The following is an 18452-nucleotide window of genomic DNA, read 5'->3' on the forward strand; positions in this document are numbered from 1 at the left end:
ATCGCCCGATTTCCAGACGATTGCAAGGCAGTGAGACATTGCTATCGAACGGGGATGCTGAACTATCGAACGAGGATGTTGCGGAATTGCCATGGGTCGTTTTTGTCGACGTCTTCCGGGAACAGCCCAGGGCGGTTGTCGAGCGGCGTCCAGTCGGTGTAGTAGCCCTTGATCGGCCCGAGATAGGGCGACTGCACTTCCAGGCAGCGCCTGTAGTCCATCTCGTCCGCCTCGACGATGCCGGCCTCGGGATTTTCCAGCGCCCAGACCATGCCCGCCAGCACTGCCGACGTGACCTGCATGCCCGTGGCGTTCTGATAAGGCGCCAGCTTGCGCGCCTCCGCCAGCGACAGCTGCGAGCCGTACCAATAGGCGTTCTTGTCGTGGCCGTAGAGCAGCACGCCGAGTTCGTCGACACCGTCGACCAGTTCGTTTTCATCGAGCACGTGATGCACCGGTTGTGCCTTGCCGGCGGCGCCGAACATCTCATGCAGCGACAGCACGGCGTCGTTGCAGGGATGGTAGGCGTAGTGGCAGGTCGGGCGATATTGGACCTTGCCCTTCTTGCCGCGCAGGGTGAAGAAGTCGGCGATCGAGATCGACTCGTTGTGCGTCACCAGGAAGCCATATTGCGGGCCTGGCGTCGGGCACCAGCTGCGCACACGCGTGTTGGCGCCCGGCTGCTCCAGATAGATTGCGGCCTTCGAGCCATGCTTGTGCTTCTTGCCGTTCTTCGGCATCCACGTCTCATGCGTGCCCCAGCCGAGCTCGGCCGGTTGAAGCCCTTCCGAGATGAAGCCTTCGACCGACCAGGTATTCCAGAACACGTTCATCGGCTTCGGCTTCTTGGTGCGCTGTGTGTCGCGCTCGGCGATGTGGATACCCTTGACGCCGGCCTTCTTCATCAGCCTGGCCCAAGCATCGCGATCGTGCTGCGCGGGCTCGGAGAATTCGAGGCCAAGATCGGTTGCGAGGTTGACCAGCGCCTGCTTGACGAACCACGAGACCATGCCTGGGTTGGCGCCGCAGGTGGAGATTGCGGTCGCCCCGCCGGGGTGCGCGCGCTTTTCTTCGATCATGGATTCGCGCAGCGCATAATTGGTGCGGCTGCCAGTGTCGGCCTTGGTGTCGAAATAGAAGCCGAGCCATGGCTCGACGACGGTGTCGATGTAAAGCACACCCAGCTTGCGACAGAGCCGCATCAAATCCACCGAGCCGGTGTCGACCGACAGGTTGACGCAAAAGCCCTGGCCACCGCCTTTGGTCAGCAGCGGCGTCAAAAGCTTCTTGTAGTTCTTGCTGGTCACCGCATCCTGCATGAAGGTGATGTCGCGCTCGTCGAGCAGCTTGCGGTCGGTATCGCGTGGGTCGATGACCGTCATGCGCGACTTGTCGAACTTGAAATGGCGCTCGATCAGCGGCAGCGTTCCCCGTCCGATCGAGCCGAAGCCGATCATCACGACAGGGCCGGTGATCTCACCGTAAACGGGCCAGTTTTCATTCGCCATTTTATCGATTACTCCCTCAGATAGGCTGAAAAGCCGGGCAAACAGACGCAAAGCGGAGCATTTTTTTGCCCGACCGCCACGCGCTACAACCACAGATCATTGTCATAAACCAGCGAAAAGCCGCGAGCTACGCCGCATTCGTCATGTGGTTAAGGAGACGACCAGCCGCTGACGGCCGGCCGTCATTCCCTTGTAGTCGCCGTTGGCAAAGTCGAGCGCCAGCAGTTGCGCGGCCGAAGATGCGGCGAGCATTGGCTCGTCGATGGGTCCGGATCCGGGCCACAGCCCGGTGACACTCGGTAAGCGCCGTCAGCTTCGGTCGAGAGGCCGAACACTCTGCGCATGTCCCGATCCATTCACCCTCGCGGCAGATCGTGCGAGGTCACATCGGCGATTGCCTTGTTGACCCGGATCGTTTCGATTTTCTCGCCGGGACGCATTATGCCGATCACCGTTTCAATGTCGGGACAGCCATTTTTTGCGGCATGCCAGCTCCGTGACGGACACGACGACATCGTCATCGAGCCCGCAAGCCCTGCGAATCCAGACCTTGATCTGTCTGGTCTTCTCCGGAAGGGCAAGGCCGCGCGGGGCGAGTGGGTTCGCGAGACGGTTCATTTCCAATCCCGTCCCGAAGACGAAGGCGCTCGGCAACGGGATAAAGGACGCGCGCTGTCGTCGGCCTTGCCCTATGCATTCAGCGCCACCAGCGAGTCCATTTCGGCGCGGCATTTGAGGAAGCCGTCTTCAATCAGGCCTTTGGGCAGGTTGCGGCCGATAAATACCAGGCGGCTGACGCGCTTCTCGCCCGCTTTCCAGGGGCGCTGGTGGTCGCCTTCGAGCAGCATGTGGACGGCCTGAACGACAAAGCGGTGTTCATCGCCCTCGAACGCCAGGATGCCTTTCATGCGCAGCATGTCGATGCCGAATTTCTGTGTGATCATCTGGATCCACGGCAAGAACTTGCGCGGATCGATCGAAGCTTCCGTGACGAGAGAGAAGCTGGTGACGTGATCGTCATGCACATGGTCGTTGCCCGCGTCGAGAAAGTCCGGTTCGACTTCGAGGACACGGTTCAGATCGAACGCGCCGCGATCCAGAACCTCGTCGAGTGGAACGTTGCAACGTATGGAATGCTTGATCGCAGCCGTCGGGTTGGTCCTGCGAATGCGCGCCTCCACTGCCTTGAGTTCGGCCGGCGCCACCAGATCGGTCTTGTTCAGTATGACGATATCGGCGAAGGCGAGTTGCTCCTGCGCCTCGTGGGCATGATCCAACTCGCCGAGGAGATGCTTGGCATCGGCGACGGTGATGATCGAATCGAGTTTCGTCTTCTGCCTGACATCGTCGTCGACGAAGAAGGTCTGGGCGACGGGGGCGGGATCGGCACGGCCGGTCGTCTCGATCAGGATGGCGTCGAAACGGTCTCTGCGCCGCATCAAGCTCTCAATGATCCGGATCAGGTCGCCGCGCACCGTGCAGCAGATGCAGCCGTTGTTCATCTCGAAGACTTCTTCGTCGGTATCGACGATGAAGTCGTTGTCGATGCCAATCTCGCCGAACTCGTTGACGATCACGGCGTAACGCTTGCCGTGCTGTTCGGACAGGATGCGGTTGAGCAGCGTCGTCTTGCCGGCGCCGAGGTAACCGGTAAGAACCGTGACGGCCATTTTCTGGGAGGCTTCAAGAGGCATGGTCGTCTCCGGATGTTGCGGATTTCAGCTGGGTCAGGCGCGAGCCGATTGGATCGCCCCGTAGACGGAAGGCCACCGCCTGTTCAATGCGCGCAAGCCTCGCATAGACCCGAAAGCTCCACCGTGGCCGAGTTGGTTTGGAAGCGCTGCCGTCGGGCAATCAGGCGCAGCACCCGCTCCAATGCCGGGTCATGAACCTCACTTGCCCGTCCGCAATTCGCGCAGATTGCAAAGGCGGCGCGCCCATGGGTGCCGCATTCGCTGTGGACGCAGAGCGCAAACGCGCTCAGGCTCTCGATCCGGTGAACCAGGCCCTGCTCGACGAGCCGATCCAGAGCGCGATAGATCTGTAGCGGTGAGCGGAGCCCTTCCTGGCGAAGAAGTCCAAGCAGTTCATAGGCCCCCATCGGCCTCTCGGAGCGCGTCAGCGCGTCGAGTACCAGCTGCTGGTTGCGTCCAGGCATCCGCTGTTCCCTCGTATTCCAGGCAGTTTTGAGCACAATGGCGGGCGTCAGTTATAGTATAACATTTTGGATTGACGAGCGTGATAACATAACATAACGGATCGTCAAGAGCGGGGCTGACTTCGATGGCTCCCGCGGTGATGGATCGAATGGCGGCTTGCGTGATCTTTCAAGACCTGACGCTTCAAGACCTGCCGCTGGGCCGCAACAGCGCGCCTCGATGGGATCGTACGGCCCGGCGATCATTTGTCGGCGGGCACGATCCACATTGCCTTCTAATCTCTGCCGGGACGCGCGGCTGCTCGCGACGCGTCCGGCGCATCTCCCCCCGAACCGCTTGAACAAAGGAGTCGATCGAATGTCCAGGACGCTAAAACTCGCCGCCGTGATAGGCGCTATAACATCGATGCCAATCGCTCCGTCGGTGGCCGCTGCCGAGAACCTCAGGGTTGTCGCCAGTTTCTCGATCATCGCCGATTTAGCCAAGAATGTCGGCGGCGATCGTGTCGACATCGTCACGCTGGTCGGCCCAAATGGTGACGCCCATGTCTACGAACCAAAGCCGGCCGACGCGGCAACCGTCGGTTCGGCCGACGTGGTGCTGGTCAACGGCCTCCAGTTCGAGGGCTTCCTCCAGCGTCTCGTCGAGGCGAGCGCCACCAAGGCGCCGATCGTGGAATTGACCAAAGGTGGCGAGGTGTTGCGCAAGACCGAGGAAGAAGGTCACCACGATCAGGATCAAGCGGCCGAGGGCGGGGAAAAACACGCCGCGGCGGAAGAGGGCCATGAGGAAGGGCACCATCATCACGGCGAGTCCGATCCCCATGCATGGCAGTCGGTGCACAATGCCGAACTCTATGTGAAGAACATCGCCGACGCCTTCTGTGCCGCCGATGCAGCCGGCTGTGACACTTATCGGGCCAATGCCGAATCATACGGCCAGCAGCTCGAGGCACTGGAAGCGGAGATCAAAGCTGCCGTAGCTGAGATCCCCGAGGACAAGCGCACGATCATCACCTCCCACGACGCCTATGGCTATTTCGAACACGAATACGGCATAAAATTCCTGGCACCGGAGGGCGTCTCCACCGAATCCGAGGCGTCAGCCTCCGACGTCGCGGCCCTGATCAAACAGATCAGGCAAGACAAGGCTTCGGCAATCTTCGTGGAGAACGTCACCAATCCGCGCCTGATCGAGCAGATCGCCAGCGAGACGGGCCTGAAAGTCGGCGGTGAACTCTACTCCGACGCCCTGTCGGATAAGAACGGTCCGGCTGCGACCTATCTCGAGATGATGCGGCACAACATCACGACGATCAAAGGCGCGATCCTCGGAAGCTGACCGCCAGCCCTGTGATGGAAAGGCGGAGCAATCCGCCTCTTCGTCGATCACCAAGAGTTATGTAATAACATTCAAGAAGAATACCGTGAGGACAAATTGGGCGTCAGCCACGGCCATCGCGCTGCTTGTGTCCCTATCAACAAGTGCTGCCCATGCCGAGGAGGTGACCGCATGGCGCCTCTTCATCTCGGATCACGCGGACCCGAAGGTGACCGTAGTCGATGCGATCGATGGCGAAAAGCTCGACACGCTTGAGATCAAAGGGCCGGCGTCGCTCCATCGCAGCGAAAGCGGCAGGACCGTGTTTGCCGTGCAGGGCTCGGCCGGCGTCGTTGCCGGGATCGCGAGCGGCATTTCCTTCGAGGACCACGGCGAGCACGGCGACATCGACTCGAAGCGCCAAAACTTGCCGGCGTCGAGATCACAGGCAAGAAGCCGTCGCATTTCGTCGAGCATGACGGAGACTTCGCCGTTTTTTTCGACGGCGAGGGTGTCGTGCGCATCATCTCCGAGAAGTCGGTCCTGGACGGCAAGCCGGATTTCAGCGCAGTGAAGACCGACGCGCCGCAGCACGGCGTCGCAGTCGCCTATGGCTCCCCATGTCCTCCTGTCGGAGCCGAACAGGGAAAAGCCGGACGAACTCCCGGTCGGCATCAGGGTCGCTGATAAGGCCGGCGCGCCGATCGGCGGCATCCACGCCTGCCCAGACCTCCACGGCGAGGCGTCTTCCGGCAATATCCTGGCTTTCGCCTGCGCGACCGGCCTGCTTGTCGTCAGCCATGGCGACGGCAGTCGGGCGATCCGTCATCTGCCCTATGCCGACAGCCTGCCGGATGGCAAAACGACGACGCTGATCGGCGGCAGAGGCCTGCAATATTTCCTCGGCAACTACGGCGCCGACAAGGTGGTGCTGATCGATCCGACGATCGAGAGCGACGCATTCCGGCTGATCGACCTTCCGACGCGCCGCGTGCATTTCGCGGTCGACCCCGTTCGTGCCAAGTTCGCCTACGTCTTCACCGAGGACGGCCAGCTTCACCAGCTCGACGTGGTGAAGGGGGAGATCGCAAACTCGCTCAAGCTGACCGCCCCCTTATCCGATGGACGGTCACTGGAGCGATCCGAGGCCGCGTGTCGCGGTCGCCGGCGACAAGATCGTGGTCACCGATCCCCTGCAAGGCGTGCTGCATCTCGTTGACGCGACGTCGTTCGAGAAAACCGGCGACATTGCCGTCGAAGGCAAGCCCTTCAACATCGTTTCCGTCGGCGGCTCCGGTCAGACCCACGAAGGCGAATAGTCGCTCCTCCCAAGCGCGGCTGCCGCGCGTCCGGCCCATTCCTTCTCGGGCCGGACGCATCTTCTCCAACTCGCAAGGGAACCATGCTCGAGACACAGCAATGGGCGCATCGTCCGGCACCGATTGCATTTCAGCCAAGCCGTGCCGGGATCAGTCCGCGCAGTGAATTGCCGACGAACAGCGCTTTGGCCGACTTCAGATCATCCAGGCTGTAGATTGCTTCGCGGGCGCGGCCTTCGTCCAGCAATTCGCCGCGCAACACGCCAGGCAGCAAGCCGCAATCGAGCCGCGGTGTCGCCAGCGCGCCGTCGCCGAAATCGGCAAACAGATTGGTGATCGTGCCCTCACAGAGTTCGCCACGCTCGTTGGCCAAGAGAACCTCGTCGGCCCGGCTGATCAGATATTCGGCGCGCGCCCGCTGATAGGTGTCCCGGCGGCTCGTCTTGTGGCGCAGCAGCGGGTCGCTTGAATCAAGCCGCACCCGCGCCAGTTGCAGCCTCCAGACCTTGTCGGCTGCGTGCGGCTCATAAGGCAGCGCCGAGACCGTCGCCTTGCCGCTGCGCGACAGGACCAGGCGTGTGCGCAAGGCTATGTCAGGCCTGTCGACGGCGTTCCTGAGCATCTCGCCGACCTTCTGCGGATCGCAGGCAAAACCCAGTTCGGCCGCCGAGCCATAAAGGCGTGCCAAATGGCGGTCGAAACGGAGGAAGCCCTGGCCCGGCTGCCAGCGCATGGTTTCGATCAGCTCGAAATCGGCGGTGTTCCCGTCGCGTAGCGCGCTTTCAGCAGGCACTCCTGATACTCCTCCTCGGCCGTCGAATCGAAGACGACGCCGCCGCCGACATTGTAGACGGCCTCGCCGCCGGAAAAGAGCGATATGGTGCGGATCGCCACCGAAAAACGCATCGTGCCGCCGGGCGCGATCCAGCCGATCGCGCCGCAATAGACGTCGCGCGGCGTGGCTTCCAGATCGTGCAGGATTTCCATGGCGCGGATTTTCGGGGCGCCGGTGATCGATCCGCATGGAAACAGCGCAGCGAATATCCGGCGGATGCTGAGGTCGGGCAACAGCTTGGCCCGCACGCGGCTCACCATCTGGTGGACGGTCGGGTAGCTCTCGATGCGGAAAAGCTCCGGCACCTCCAGCGTGCCGACTTCGCTGATCAGCGAAATGTCGTTGCGCAGGAGATCGACGATCATCCGGTTCTCAGCCTGGTTCTTCTCGTCATTGAGCAAGAACGTCTTCAGCCGCTTGTCCTCCGCCTTGGTCGCGCCGCGCGGGGCGGTGCCCTTCATCGGATGCGTCTCGATCATGCCTGCGGCGTCGATCTCGAAGAACAGTTCCGGCGAACGCGACAAGACGAGCGGATCGCCGAGCGCGATCAGCGCGCCGTATTTCACCGGCTGGCGCTCCGTCAGCGCGTCGAAGGCGGCCAGCGGATCGCCCGACCATTGCGCATGAACCGGAAAGGTCAGATTGCCCTGATAGCAATCACCCTTGCGAATGTGATTGTGGAGCCGCGCAAAGCGTTTTGCGTAGTCTTCCGAAGTCCAGGCGGCCCTGGCGTTGAAGATCGGGCCGTTGGTCGACGGCGCGTGGCCGGGCACGACCGGCTGTTCGACTGGCGCGTCGAAGATCCCCAGGCAGACAAGCGGGGCGCGGCGTCCGCCCGGCAGCAGCGGAACGAGCTTCGGCTCGAGCAGGTAGCCGGCCTCGTAGGAGAAATAGCCGGCCAGCCATTTGCCGGCGTCATGCGCGGCCTGCGCAATGTCCAGCGCCGGCAGGAAATCCTCTGCCTCATGCGCCACGATGATGTCGGCCGGCCCGTCGAAGACGAGCTGATGTGCGCGCTCGTCATTTCGAAAAATTGCAGAGGGCAGGGGCATGGGACTCGGATGCTGCGATCGATGACGCCAGCTATCGCTCTATATGGCGGCTCGATCGCGCGCAATCGAGAGACCGGCGTCTCAAGACGCAAACGCAGCTAGTGCAAAAGCAAACCGGCGGCACCTCGGGCGTCGCCGGTCCTTGTGTGCTCGATGCCGGCAGGCAATTCAGCTGTTGCTCCCGGTCCCCGAGGTCGGGAAGCGGCGCGCGAATTCCTCCTCATCGCCGGCGGCAAGCAGTTTCGCCTGCTCGATCCAGCGCTCACGCTCGATGCGGCCGTCGAAGTTCAACGTCTCCTCGATCCGCTTGACGTCGGCGGCCGTCCAGGCGGCGATTTGCGCATAGGTCGTCACTCCGAGCCCGTGGAGCAATCGCTCGTTGGCCGGACCGATGCCGATCAGGCGGCGCAGATTGCTGGCTTTGCCCACCGCCGCCTTTGTTGTCGCGGCTTTCTTTGCCGCTGGCGCAGCGCTCTTTGGTGCAGCACTGGTTTTCGATGCGGGAGGTTTTGGCGCACTTGCCTGCGACGGACTAGCTTTCGATGCACTGGCCTTCGGCGCGGCTGCCGCCTTCCCGGCCGCCGGTTTCTTGGACGTGGTCTTTGCCGGCCCGGTCTTGGCCGGCGTCGTCTTAGCGGGCGTCGTGTTGGCCGGCGCGGATGTCGCCATCAATGCCGGCGGTGCCGGGATTGCTGCCTTTGTCGCACCGGCCTTGGTGCCTTGCGCCTCGCCCAACTGGCGCTCCAGGTCGGCGCGGGCGCCGCGGCATACTTCCAGCTCACGGGTCAGGCGGTCGGCGTCGGCGCGCAGCCTGTCGCGCTCGCTGCGGGTGCGGTCCATGTCACCGCGCAGGCTGTCGAGATCGCCACGCGGGCGTCCCCAGATGAACCAGCCAGCCAACACACCTACCAGGAACGCCAGGAGCATGTAGAAAAAAGTGCCCATTGTCTCTCTCCAGTCCGATCCATCTGCCGTGGCCTGGGACCTTGGCACAAGGACCATTCAATGGTGGCTCCGCTGCTCGTGGAACAGCCGGCTTAAATCGCGCTGTCGGCGACCGGCTTTCCTGCCATGGCCAACGGCGCTGTCGCAATCGTCGAAGCGCCGTGACCGGCCGAAGATTTGGCCGCGCCCGACTGAGCTTGAGGCGGGACGCTATCATACAGCTTCCGGAAAGCTAACGGAAAAATTCCATGGAGAGTTATTTAAGAACAGATATTTAGGGAAAGAATAGAATGGCCTTCAATATGCATTGCGGCTAATCTGTTCTGTCGAACCTGGATGTTCAGCGCTGTGCGTCAATTGTCCAAAGCTTCGAGCTCGTCGATCAGCCCGCCGATCACGCCAAGGCCGATCTGCCAGAAAGCAGGATCGGTGGCATCAAGACCGAAGGGAGCCAGGAGCTCGGAATGATGCTTGGTGCCGCCGGCGCGCAGCATGGCAAAATATTTGTCCTGAAAGCCACGCTCTGCATTCTGATAGACCGCATAGAGCGAATTCACCAGGCAGTCGCCGAACGCATAGGCGTAGACGTAGAAAGGCGAATGGATGAAGTGTGGAATATAGCTCCAGAAGACCTCGTAACCTTCGCGCAGCTTGATCGCCGGCCCGAGGCTTTCCGCCTGCACCTCCAGCCAGAACTGGCCGAGTCTGTCCGATGTCAACTCGCCGTTTTTGCGCTCGGCATGCACCTTGCGCTCGAACTCGTAGAAAGCGATCTGGCGCACGACCGTGTTGATCATGTCCTCGACCTTCTGGGCAAGCATGGCCTTGCGCTCGCGCTTGTCGGTGGTCTGGTCCAGCAGCGAGCGGAACGTCAGCATCTCGCCGAAGACGGACGCCGTCTCGGCCAGTGTCAGCGGCGTCGAGGCCATCAGCGCCCCTTGGCTTGCGGCGAGCACCTGATGCACGCCGTGGCCAAGCTCATGCGCCAGCGTCATCACGTCGCGCGGCTTGCCCATGTAGTTGAGCAGGACATAGGGATGCGCCGACGGCACGGTCGGATGCGCGAAGGCGCCAGGCGACTTGCCAGGCCTTACCGGCGCGTCGATCCAGTTGCGGTCGAAGAAAACCCGGGCAATCTCCGCCATGTCAGGTGAAAAGCGCTGATAGGCGGAAAGCACCGTGTTCTTGGCCTCGTCCCAGCCGATGATCGCTTGCGGGGTTTCCGGCAACGGCGCGTTGCGGTCCCAGTGGTTCATCACTTCCATGCCGAGCCAGCGCGCCTTCATCGCGTAGTAGCGGTGTGACAGGCGCGGGTAAGCGTCATGAACGGCTGAGGCCAGGGCATCCACCACGCTGCGCTCGACGCGGTTGGCGAGATGACGCGAATCGGCAATGTCGGCGAAGCCGCGCCAGCGGTCGGAAATCTCCTTGTCCTTGGCCAGCGTGTTGGTGATCAGCGTGAACGTGCGCAGATTCTTGCGGAAGGTTGCGGCCAGCGCTTCAGAAGCCCGGCGGCGCACCTCGCCATCGGCGTGCTGGAGGCGGTTCAGCGCCGGCTCCAGGGTCAGCTCTTCGCCATCGATGTCGAAGCGCAGGTCGGTCATCGTCTCGTCGAACAAGCGGTTCCAAGCGCCGCGTCCGGTAATCGACTTCTCGTGGAGAAGCTGCTCGACCCGGTCTTCGAGCTGGTAGGGTTTGTCCATGCGCAGATCAAGCACCCACGGCCGGTAGTGAGCGAAGGCGGGATCGGCAGCAAGCGCGGTTTCGATCGCGGCATCGTCGACAAGATTCAGTTCGAGCGCGAAAAACAGAAGATGCGCGCTGGCGTCGGTCATCTTCTCCTGAATGTCGCCATAGAGCTTGGCGCGCTGCGGATCCGCGGTGTTGCCGGCGTAGATCAGTCCGGCATAGGAGACGATCCGGCCAATCAGTTCCTCCAGCGCCTCATAGGCGGCAAGCGCCTCGCCCAGCCTGCCGCTGTCGGCACGCTCCGCCTCGGCGGCGAGCGTGCCTTTCCAGCGGCTCTCGAAGCTGATGGCATCGGCGAGCGCCTTGGCGATGTCGCGTTTCAGCTCGGGGGCGTCCATGCCGGAATAGAGATCGGCGAGATCCCATTCCGGCAGATCACCAAGCTCCGCCGCGCCCTGACCGGACGCCGCCGCCGCAAGCTGCCGAGCAAAAATCATGCGCATTGCCGACACTTTCCAGTTTGTCAAAGGGCCAACGAATCAAGGGGATGAGAAAGCCGGTCAAATCCTAAGCAATTCGTTCACCGGGTTTTTTGAAATCTTATTTAGAACCCTGTGCCAGGATGATCCATAGGGTTCCCCATTGGGTGGGCACAGTGGGGTGGGCATATTGGGCGAGCATCGTTGAACCAGTCATGACAGGTTCCATACTCATAGTCGATGACGATCCCGTGCAGCGCAGGCTGCTCGAGGCGGCGGTGACGAAATTCGGCCACAGCGCGATCATCACGGATGGCGGCGAGGCCGGTCTCGACGCGCTCGACGGGCCCAAGGCGCGCGACGTGTCGGTGGTCATCCTCGACCTCGTCATGCCGGGCCTCGACGGCATCGGCGTGCTGAAGGCGATGCGTGAGCGCGGCATCCAGGTTCCGGTCATCGTGCAAACCGCCCAGGGTGGCATCGAAACCGTCGTTTCGGCCATGCGTCACGGTGCTTTCGATTTCGTCGTCAAGCCGGCATCTCCCGACAGGCTGCAGGCATCGATCGGCAACGCGCTCAAAGTCGAGGCGGTCGAGGGGGAAGTGAAGCGCACGTCGCGGCGGCGCGGCGGCCATCTGACCTTCAAGGACATGATCACGCACAGCCCGGCGATGGACCGGGTGATCCGTCTCGGCCAGAAGGCGGCCGCGTCCAACATCCCGATCCTTATCGAGGGCGAATCCGGTGTCGGCAAGGAGTTGGTGGCGCGCGCCATCCAGGGCAGCGGCGATCGCCGCTCAAAACCGTTCGTCACCGTCAATTGCGGCGCCATCCCCGACAATCTGGTCGAATCGATCCTGTTCGGCCACGAGAAGGGCTCGTTCACCGGCGCCACCGAAAAACACACCGGCAAGTTCGTCGAGGCGCATTCGGGCACGCTCTTCCTCGACGAGATCGGCGACCTGCCGCTCGACGTGCAGGTCAAGCTGCTGCGCGCCGTGCAGGACGGTGAGGTCGATCCGGTCGGCGGGCGTTCGACCGTCAGGGTCGATATCAGGCTGATCTCGGCGACACACCGCAATCTTCTGCAGCAGGTCAAGGACGGTAAGTTCCGCGAGGATCTGTTCTACCGCCTGAACGTCTATCCGATCTTCGTGCCGCCGCTGCGCGACCGTCGCGACGACATTCCGTATTTGGTCGAGCATTTTCTGGAGAAGGTTGCGCCCACTGGTCCACGTCATCGCCTGCACGGCATTTCGGCCGCGGCGCTCGCCATGCTCCAGGCCTACGACTGGCCGGGAAATATCCGCCAGCTGGAAAACGCCGTCTTCCGGGCCTCGGTGCTTTGTGAAGGCGATCTGCTGACGGAAGAGGAGTTTCCGCAGATTCGGGCGCAGGTCGAGGGCACCGTCAACCTCGATGCGCATGGCGCGTTGCCCGCGTTGCCTTTGGTCACCGAGCCGCTTGGCGAGGATAACGGCATCGCTGTAGCCGAGCTCGATCCGCCGGCCAGGCCGCAGCCTCGCTTCGGCACGCTGCGGGCGCTGGACGAACGCGGCAATGTGCGGGCGCTGGCCGATGTCGAACTCGAAATGATCAAGCTCGCCATCGACCATTATAGCGGCCAGATGAGCGAAGTTGCCCGCCGCCTCGGCATCGGCCGCTCGACGCTCTACAGGAAGCTCAAGGAATATGGCATCGATCCGGAAACGGGCCGTATCGACCGGCTTGCTTCCTGACAGGCAAGCCCGGACCAGCTTGCCAACCTGGCATCAGGACAATCGATAGTCGCGAATCGGGCGTGACGCGGTCGGGCGACGCGCTTGCCGGCAGTATTCACGCATTGAGGCGTCTGGTAACAGATCGTGTTCAGGCAAAGCCAGAAACATGATCTAAACCAGCAGTTTACCAAGAAACCCCGTGCAATATTTTTGACGGGATATCGCCACGGTGTTACCGCATTTCGGCTTCAATAAGCGATGATTAACCATTAGGATCGATATTCGGATGTGAACACCACCGCATCCGTTGGTCAAATCCGGGGACAAACGGCAGCCTGCAAGGCCTTTTGATTTGAACAAAGTCGAACGACACACAAACGGGCGGCACTATCACATGAGCGCCTGGCCGAGATGGCTGGCAGCGGTGATTCTCGCCTTTGGCTTCCTTACAGCGGCTGCGACCGGCGCCAGCGCCCAGACACGTTCGCTGAAACTCTACAACCTGCACACCAAAGAGAAGGCGGAGATCGTCTTCAAGCGCGGCGGCCGCTACGATCAGGCGGGTCTGAAAAAGATCAACGTCATCCTGCGCGACTGGCGCCGCAACGAGCCGACCAAGATGGATCCGCGCCTGCTCGACCTGGTCTGGGAGGCTTACCGGCAGAGCGGCGCCCGCGACTATATCCAGGTCGTGTGCGGTTATCGCTCGTCGTCGACGAACTCGATGCTGCGCAGCCGCAGCAGGGGCGTTGCCAAGAAAAGCCAGCATACGCTCGGCAAGGCCATGGACTTCTACATTCCCGGCGTGCCGCTGAAGAAACTGCGCGACATCGGTCTGCGGATGCAGGGTGGCGGCGTCGGTTATTATCCGAGGTCCGGCTCGCCCTTTGTCCACATGGATGTCGGCAATGTGCGGCACTGGCCTGGTATCAGCCGCCAAGAACTGGCGCGCGTGTTCCCCAACGGCAAGACACTGCATGTGCCGAGCGACGGCAAGCCGCTGCCCGGCTATTCACAGGCGCTCGCCTCGTACAAGGCGCGCAAGGGCGCCGGCGCTCCCGCCATCGAAATGGCCAGCGCAGGTGGCGGTGTCAAAAGATCCGGCGGTCTGCTGGCGGCTTTCTTCGGCGGCGGTGAAGACGAGGCCGATGACAGCGCCGATGTGGTGGCCGCGCCAACGCCGAAGTCAACCAATGTGAAGGCGGCGAGCGTGAAGCTGGCGAACGCCAAGCCGGCGCCGTCCGCCAGGAACAGCAAGCTTCCGGGCATTGCCATCGTGTCGCCTGAGGATGCGAAACGCGCCGAGATTCCGCAAATCGCCGATGCGCCTGCTCCGGAACCGGAGGAGGACACGCCGGAAACGATCATCGCGGCGCTGCCGGCGCGCAGCGTGCCGCTGCCCGATTTCGCCCCGCGTCCGAAGGCCGATGTCGCTCAGCCGCCCGAAAACGTTCCGTTCGGCGTGGCGGATGCCACCGCCACCACCGAACAGGCGGTGACGACCGCGCAAGCGCCGGCGAACGCTCCCTTCGGCATGGCCGAACCGTCCGTTGTCGCCGATGCGGCGCAGGTTGCCGCCAACAACATTCCGTTGCCGACCTGGCGCCCCAATCACTCGTTGCCGGCCGACCTTGCAGCGGCCGACCTTGCGCCGCAGGACAAGGCTGTGCTTCTGGCGCTGGCGGATACCGCCGGGCACGGCAAGACCGCTACCGATGTGTTCTCGGTGCTGCCGTCGGCTCGGCCCGATCTGGCCCAGCCCGAATTGGCCCAGCCTGACCAGGTCCAGTCTGCGGCAGTCCAGTCTGACGCGGTCAAAGCCGTCCTCGAACGGGTCAGCGCAACCGACGAATACCAGGTCGCTTCGCTCTCCCAGCCAAGCGCGGTCCTCGGTGAGTTGGTGGAGGGCAATGCCGCATCGCCGCGTGAGGCTGTCTTTGCCCGCCCGGCTGGCTCCGATCCGGCCGCGGCGATCGGCACGGGTGTGAAGACCACCCGCAAGGCAGCCAGGGCAACCGCCCGTGACCTGAAGCCTGGTCCCAAGTCCGTGGTAGTCGCCGCCGAGCCGACGGCGGCGCGCTGGGCGTTGAACAGCGGCGAGAATGTCGCCACCGTCTCCAGCGCGACGACGGCGCAGCGCTACGCCTACAATATCGTGCACACGCCCCCAACCGAAGTCTATACCGTGGGCTTCCAGGCGGACGATCAGTTGGCCGACGCCAACCGGTTCACTGGCAATGCCGTCAAGTTCCTGTCGGTCGCCCGCTTCAGGACCGAGTAGCGGATCGACCAACCAACAAAAAAGCCGCGCCGGTAACCTGCGCGGCTTTTTTATGCATGTCGTTATCGCAAAACCGCTGCATGCCCTCGGGTCAGGCCCGAGGCATGCTTTTGCGCGGCATGCGGCGGTCCGCTTGTGGTGAGAGTGTCTCTATCGCCCGAGCTTGCTCGCGGCGTGCGCCAGGGCTTCGATTTCGTCCCATTTGCCGGCCTTGACCAAATCGTCCGGCGCCACCCAGGAGCCGCCGACGCAGATGACGTTGGGCAGGCTCAGATAGTCGCTGGCGTTCTTGTCGGTGATGCCGCCGGTCGGGCAGAATTGGACATCGGCGAGCGGCGAGGCGAATGCCTTGAGCGAGGCGATGCCGCCCGACTGTTCTGCCGGGAAGAATTTCAGGAAGCGCAGGCCTGCCTCGCGGGCGGCCATGATCTCACCGGGCGTGATGGCGCCGGGCAGCAACGGAACGTCGCTGTCCTTCGCCGCCGCCAGAAGCTCGCGGGTGATGCCGGGGCTGACGATGAACTTCGATCCGGCTGCCGCGGCCTCGTCGAACTGGCGGGCGTCCAGAATGGTGCCGGCGCCGACGATGGCGTCCTCGACCTCGCTTGCCACGAGCCGGATCGCCTTGAGCGCATCAGCGGTCCGCAGCGTGATCTCGATCGCCGGCAGGCCGCCGCGCGCCCGCGCGCGCGCCAGCGGCACGGCATCGGCGAGATTGGCGATCTTCAGCACCGGGATAACCGGTTGGCCGTTGAGGAGCGACAGGAGCTTTTCGGTCTTGCTGGGCATTTGTCGTCTCTCCGGTATTGATCCGTACAATCGGTTAGCAGAAGGCCGGTTTTCTGTCCACGAAGCGAAGCGTGTCGCGATGTCACGCGCTGCCGGCAAGTCCGTCAGACCGGCCGTCAAGGCCACCAAGGAGAGGCTGCTCCGCGCGCCGGCCTTGAATCGGCTTTCATGAGCGTTTAGTGGCTTCGGCGATGACACTGCCCAATCAACCCCTGCGCGTTGCCGCGCTCTACAGGTTTGCCCGGCTCGACGACTTTGAGGCGTTGCGCGCGCCGCTCGCCGCCTTTTGCTGCGGACGCGGTATCAAGGGCACGCTGCTGCTGGCGCATGAGGGCATCAACGGCACGGTCGCCGGCAGCGAAGCTGACATTGCCGCGCTCATCGATCATCTCGAATCCATCGAAGGTCTAGCCGGTCTCGAGGTCAAGTACAGCAGCGCCGCGCAGATGCCGTTTCACCGCATGAAGGTGCGGCTGAAGCGCGAGATCGTCACCATGGGTGTTGGGGATCTCGATCCGGCGGCAAGCGCCGGCACCTACGTCGCCCCGGCCGACTGGAACGCGCTGATATCGGATGTGGACACGATCGTCATCGACACGCGCAACGCCTACGAGGTATCGATCGGCACGTTCAAGGGAGCGGTCGACCCCGAGACAACGAGCTTTCGCGAATTCCCGGCCTGGGTCGAGCAGCATCGGGCCGAACTCGTCGGCCGCAAGGTGGCCATTTTCTGCACCGGCGGCATACGCTGCGAGAAGGCAACGGCCTATGTGAAGTCGCTCGGCTTCGAGGATGTGTTCCATCTCAAAGGCGGTATCCTGAAATATCTCGAAGAGGTGCCCGCCGAGCAAAGCCTCTGGCAGGGCGAGTGCTTCGTCTTCGACGAACGCGTCTCGGTGTCGCACGGCTTGGTCGAGGGTGAGGCCGAACTTTGCCGCGCCTGCCGGCATCCGCTGACCGGGCAGGACCTGCTGTCGTCGACATACGCCGCCGGCATCTCATGCCCGCATTGCTACGATGCCCGTTCCGACGAGGATCGCGCCCGCTACGCCGAGCGTCAACGCCAAGTCGAGCTTGCAGAAGCGCAAGGCAGGGCTCCGCACATTGGACGTTAAAGCGACGTGCGTCGGCTTGGACGCACAAAATGCGCTCTAACACTTTGAATCCATAAATCGTGCTTTCCGAAAATCGATTCCGATTTTCGGCCAACGCATTGGACAAGGCAGATCCTGACATCATCTCGTTTGTGCCGTCGCCGGCAAAGCGCCCATCCGTCATTGTAATGTCCATATGCGGGGCCTACCTGTTCAACGTCCGAAAACCTGCCCGGCGCTTTCGGCCGGCCAATTCTGGAGGCACTGATGTTCGATCCCAAGAAGCTCCTCAACGATCTGCTCGGCTCGCAAATTCCTGGAACCGGATCGACCGTGCGCGACAAAGGGGGCCAGGCGGTGCAAATGGCCAAGGACAATCCGCTGGCCGCCGGCGCGCTGGCCGCGGTGCTGCTCGGAACCGGCGCCGGCCGTCAGGTCGCCGGCACGGCGGTGAAGCTCGGCGGCCTGGCCGTCGTCGGCGGCCTCGCCTACAAGGCCTACCAGAACTACAAGAACGGCAAGGCGCCGGCTGAAACGCAAGTTGCCGGTGAACCGGAATTGCTGCCGCCGCCCGCCGACACCAGCTTTCATCCCTCGCAAGCGCCGCAAGGCGAGGACGAATTCACGCTGACGCTGGTGCGCGCGATGATTTCGGCGGCGAAGGCCGACGGCCATATCGATGACGACGAACGGCAAAAGATCGCCGGCAAGCTCAGTCTCGCGGGCATCGACTCCGACGCGGAGAAATTCCTGTTGTCGGAACTGGAAAGGCCGCTCGACCTGGATACGCTGGTCGCCGGCGCCCAAACCGACGCCCAGAAGCTCGAGCTCTACACCGCCTCGCGCCTCGCCATCGATCCGAATACACGTGCCGAACGCGGCTATCTCGATCTGCTCGCCGGCCGCCTCAGCTTGCCCGATGCACTGCTCGACCATGTCGAGGCGACGGTGTCGGCGGCAAAAGTGCCGGCGCCAGAGGTGCCGGGATCGGGCAAGGCAACCGCCAATTCGCGCTGGTAGACTTCAGGGCCGCGGAGAGCGGGAATCCGGCGTCCTTTCGCGTTAATGTCTCGTTTACCCAGGAAGCGCATGATTTTAAGCAGTCGGATCGGCTTTCCTCCTCCCAGCCGGTTCAGATCAGGGCGGCCGCCAATGGCCGCCCTTTTTGTCGCAGCCGGTTAGCGCATGAGCCGAAATCGGAATCGATTTTTGGAAGCGATCATGCGCAAATTCAAAATTGCTCAAAATCATGGTGCTATAG

At 62.7% G+C, this 18452-nt stretch carries 16 protein-coding genes; 7 read left to right on the forward strand and 9 right to left on the reverse strand.

Annotated features, from left to right (window positions below; all coding sequences use genetic code 11):
* Nucleotides 1-62 precede the first annotated feature (62 nt).
* The 3 genes from AC0L3D_RS19060 to AC0L3D_RS19070 all read right to left on the reverse strand — a co-directional run bounded on the left by AC0L3D_RS19060 (nucleotide 63) and on the right by AC0L3D_RS19070 (nucleotide 3666).
* Nucleotides 63-1508: a homospermidine synthase gene (locus AC0L3D_RS19060; protein ID WP_473645442.1), complete on the reverse strand. Its 1446-nt coding sequence runs from the start codon at nucleotides 1506-1508 to the stop codon at nucleotides 63-65.
* A 689-nt stretch (nucleotides 1509-2197) separates the two neighbouring features.
* Entirely contained in the window at nucleotides 2198-3202 is a 1005-nt protein-coding gene (locus AC0L3D_RS19065) for a CobW family GTP-binding protein (protein WP_473645444.1), read from the reverse strand.
* An 83-nt stretch (nucleotides 3203-3285) separates the two neighbouring features.
* Entirely contained in the window at nucleotides 3286-3666 is a 381-nt protein-coding gene (locus AC0L3D_RS19070) for a Fur family transcriptional regulator (protein ID WP_473645446.1), read from the reverse strand.
* A gap of 358 nt (nucleotides 3667-4024) precedes the next feature.
* Here AC0L3D_RS19070 and aztC point away from each other — a divergent pair, with 358 nt between their 5' ends.
* Nucleotides 4025-5008, forward strand: coding sequence for a zinc ABC transporter substrate-binding protein AztC (gene aztC, locus AC0L3D_RS19075; protein ID WP_473645448.1), 984 nt, complete (start codon nucleotides 4025-4027; stop codon nucleotides 5006-5008).
* Nucleotides 5009-5200: 192 nt separating this feature from the next.
* On the opposite strand, the gene AC0L3D_RS19080 is transcribed toward aztC, so the two are convergent.
* Nucleotides 5201-5581 (reverse strand): hypothetical protein, encoded by a 381-nt coding sequence (locus tag AC0L3D_RS19080; protein ID WP_473645449.1) that lies wholly within the window; start codon nucleotides 5579-5581, stop codon nucleotides 5201-5203.
* Nucleotides 5582-5597: 16 nt separating this feature from the next.
* Between AC0L3D_RS19080 and AC0L3D_RS19085 the strand changes: the two genes are divergently transcribed.
* Both AC0L3D_RS19085 and AC0L3D_RS19090 read left to right on the forward strand, forming a co-directional pair.
* Nucleotides 5598-6206, forward strand: coding sequence for a hypothetical protein (locus AC0L3D_RS19085; protein ID WP_473645451.1), 609 nt, complete (start codon nucleotides 5598-5600; stop codon nucleotides 6204-6206).
* Nucleotides 6166-6306, forward strand: coding sequence for a hypothetical protein (locus AC0L3D_RS19090; RefSeq protein WP_473645452.1), 141 nt, complete (start codon nucleotides 6166-6168; stop codon nucleotides 6304-6306). The genes AC0L3D_RS19085 and AC0L3D_RS19090 overlap by 41 nt, the downstream gene beginning before the upstream one ends.
* Nucleotides 6307-6436: 130 nt before the next feature.
* Here AC0L3D_RS19090 and AC0L3D_RS19095 read toward each other — a convergent pair whose 3' ends face one another.
* The 4 genes from AC0L3D_RS19095 to AC0L3D_RS19110 all read right to left on the reverse strand — a co-directional run bounded on the left by AC0L3D_RS19095 (nucleotide 6437) and on the right by AC0L3D_RS19110 (nucleotide 11330).
* Entirely contained in the window at nucleotides 6437-7099 is a 663-nt protein-coding gene (locus AC0L3D_RS19095) for an aminotransferase class IV family protein (RefSeq protein ID WP_473645454.1), read from the reverse strand.
* Nucleotides 7048-8193: an aminodeoxychorismate synthase component I gene (locus AC0L3D_RS19100; protein ID WP_473645456.1), complete on the reverse strand. Its 1146-nt coding sequence runs from the start codon at nucleotides 8191-8193 to the stop codon at nucleotides 7048-7050. The genes AC0L3D_RS19095 and AC0L3D_RS19100 overlap by 52 nt, the downstream gene beginning before the upstream one ends.
* Before the next feature lie 168 nt (nucleotides 8194-8361).
* A complete protein-coding gene (locus tag AC0L3D_RS19105) occupies nucleotides 8362-9138 on the reverse strand; it encodes a proton-conducting membrane transporter (protein ID WP_473645458.1) in 777 nt (258 codons plus the stop codon).
* Nucleotides 9139-9491: 353 nt separating this feature from the next.
* Nucleotides 9492-11330, reverse strand: coding sequence for a M3 family oligoendopeptidase (locus AC0L3D_RS19110; protein WP_473645460.1), 1839 nt, complete (start codon nucleotides 11328-11330; stop codon nucleotides 9492-9494).
* A gap of 191 nt (nucleotides 11331-11521) precedes the next feature.
* Between AC0L3D_RS19110 and AC0L3D_RS19115 the strand changes: the two genes are divergently transcribed.
* Nucleotides 11522-13045, forward strand: coding sequence for a sigma-54-dependent transcriptional regulator (locus tag AC0L3D_RS19115; RefSeq protein WP_027153233.1), 1524 nt, complete (start codon nucleotides 11522-11524; stop codon nucleotides 13043-13045).
* 376 nt (nucleotides 13046-13421) lie between these two features.
* Nucleotides 13422-15308, forward strand: a complete 1887-nt coding sequence (mepK, locus tag AC0L3D_RS19120) for a peptidoglycan L,D-endopeptidase MepK (RefSeq protein ID WP_473645462.1) — start codon at nucleotides 13422-13424, stop codon at nucleotides 15306-15308.
* Between the two features lie 150 nt (nucleotides 15309-15458).
* On the opposite strand, the gene AC0L3D_RS19125 is transcribed toward mepK, so the two are convergent.
* Complete coding sequence (locus tag AC0L3D_RS19125; RefSeq protein WP_473645463.1) at nucleotides 15459-16097, reverse strand: 2-dehydro-3-deoxy-phosphogluconate aldolase; 639 nt, start codon at nucleotides 16095-16097, stop codon at nucleotides 15459-15461.
* A 191-nt stretch (nucleotides 16098-16288) separates the two neighbouring features.
* On the opposite strand from AC0L3D_RS19125, the gene trhO reads away from it, so the two are divergent.
* Together trhO and AC0L3D_RS19135 are read left to right on the forward strand one after the other, a co-directional pair.
* Entirely contained in the window at nucleotides 16289-17212 is a 924-nt protein-coding gene (gene trhO / locus AC0L3D_RS19130; RefSeq protein WP_473645465.1) for an oxygen-dependent tRNA uridine(34) hydroxylase TrhO, read from the forward strand.
* A 246-nt stretch (nucleotides 17213-17458) separates the two neighbouring features.
* Nucleotides 17459-18211, forward strand: coding sequence for a tellurite resistance TerB family protein (locus AC0L3D_RS19135; RefSeq protein WP_023798047.1), 753 nt, complete (start codon nucleotides 17459-17461; stop codon nucleotides 18209-18211).
* The last annotated feature ends 241 nt before the right edge of the window (nucleotides 18212-18452 follow it).

The sequence above is a fragment of the Mesorhizobium sp. WSM4837 genome, from assembly GCF_055811435.1.

What these genes read in the sequence shown, in the direction of transcription:
- AC0L3D_RS19065 (WP_473645444.1), bottom strand. Translation starts at nt 3,202, where the DNA reads ATGCCTCTTGAAGCCTCCCAGAAAATGGCCGTCACGGTTCTTACCGGT.
- aztC (WP_473645448.1), top strand. Translation starts at nt 4,025, where the DNA reads ATGTCCAGGACGCTAAAACTCGCCGCCGTGATAGGCGCTATAACATCG.
- AC0L3D_RS19105 (WP_473645458.1), bottom strand. Translation starts at nt 9,138, where the DNA reads ATGGGCACTTTTTTCTACATGCTCCTGGCGTTCCTGGTAGGTGTGTTG.
- mepK (WP_473645462.1), top strand. Translation starts at nt 13,422, where the DNA reads ATGAGCGCCTGGCCGAGATGGCTGGCAGCGGTGATTCTCGCCTTTGGC.
- AC0L3D_RS19115 (WP_027153233.1), top strand. Translation starts at nt 11,522, where the DNA reads ATGACAGGTTCCATACTCATAGTCGATGACGATCCCGTGCAGCGCAGG.
- AC0L3D_RS19135 (WP_023798047.1), top strand. Translation starts at nt 17,459, where the DNA reads ATGTTCGATCCCAAGAAGCTCCTCAACGATCTGCTCGGCTCGCAAATT.
- AC0L3D_RS19100 (WP_473645456.1), bottom strand. Translation starts at nt 8,193, where the DNA reads ATGCCCCTGCCCTCTGCAATTTTTCGAAATGACGAGCGCGCACATCAG.
- AC0L3D_RS19110 (WP_473645460.1), bottom strand. Translation starts at nt 11,330, where the DNA reads ATGCGCATGATTTTTGCTCGGCAGCTTGCGGCGGCGGCGTCCGGTCAG.
- AC0L3D_RS19070 (WP_473645446.1), bottom strand. Translation starts at nt 3,666, where the DNA reads ATGCCTGGACGCAACCAGCAGCTGGTACTCGACGCGCTGACGCGCTCC.
- AC0L3D_RS19060 (WP_473645442.1), bottom strand. Translation starts at nt 1,508, where the DNA reads ATGGCGAATGAAAACTGGCCCGTTTACGGTGAGATCACCGGCCCTGTC.
- AC0L3D_RS19085 (WP_473645451.1), top strand. Translation starts at nt 5,598, where the DNA reads ATGGCTCCCCATGTCCTCCTGTCGGAGCCGAACAGGGAAAAGCCGGAC.
- trhO (WP_473645465.1), top strand. Translation starts at nt 16,289, where the DNA reads ATGACACTGCCCAATCAACCCCTGCGCGTTGCCGCGCTCTACAGGTTT.
- AC0L3D_RS19125 (WP_473645463.1), bottom strand. Translation starts at nt 16,097, where the DNA reads ATGCCCAGCAAGACCGAAAAGCTCCTGTCGCTCCTCAACGGCCAACCG.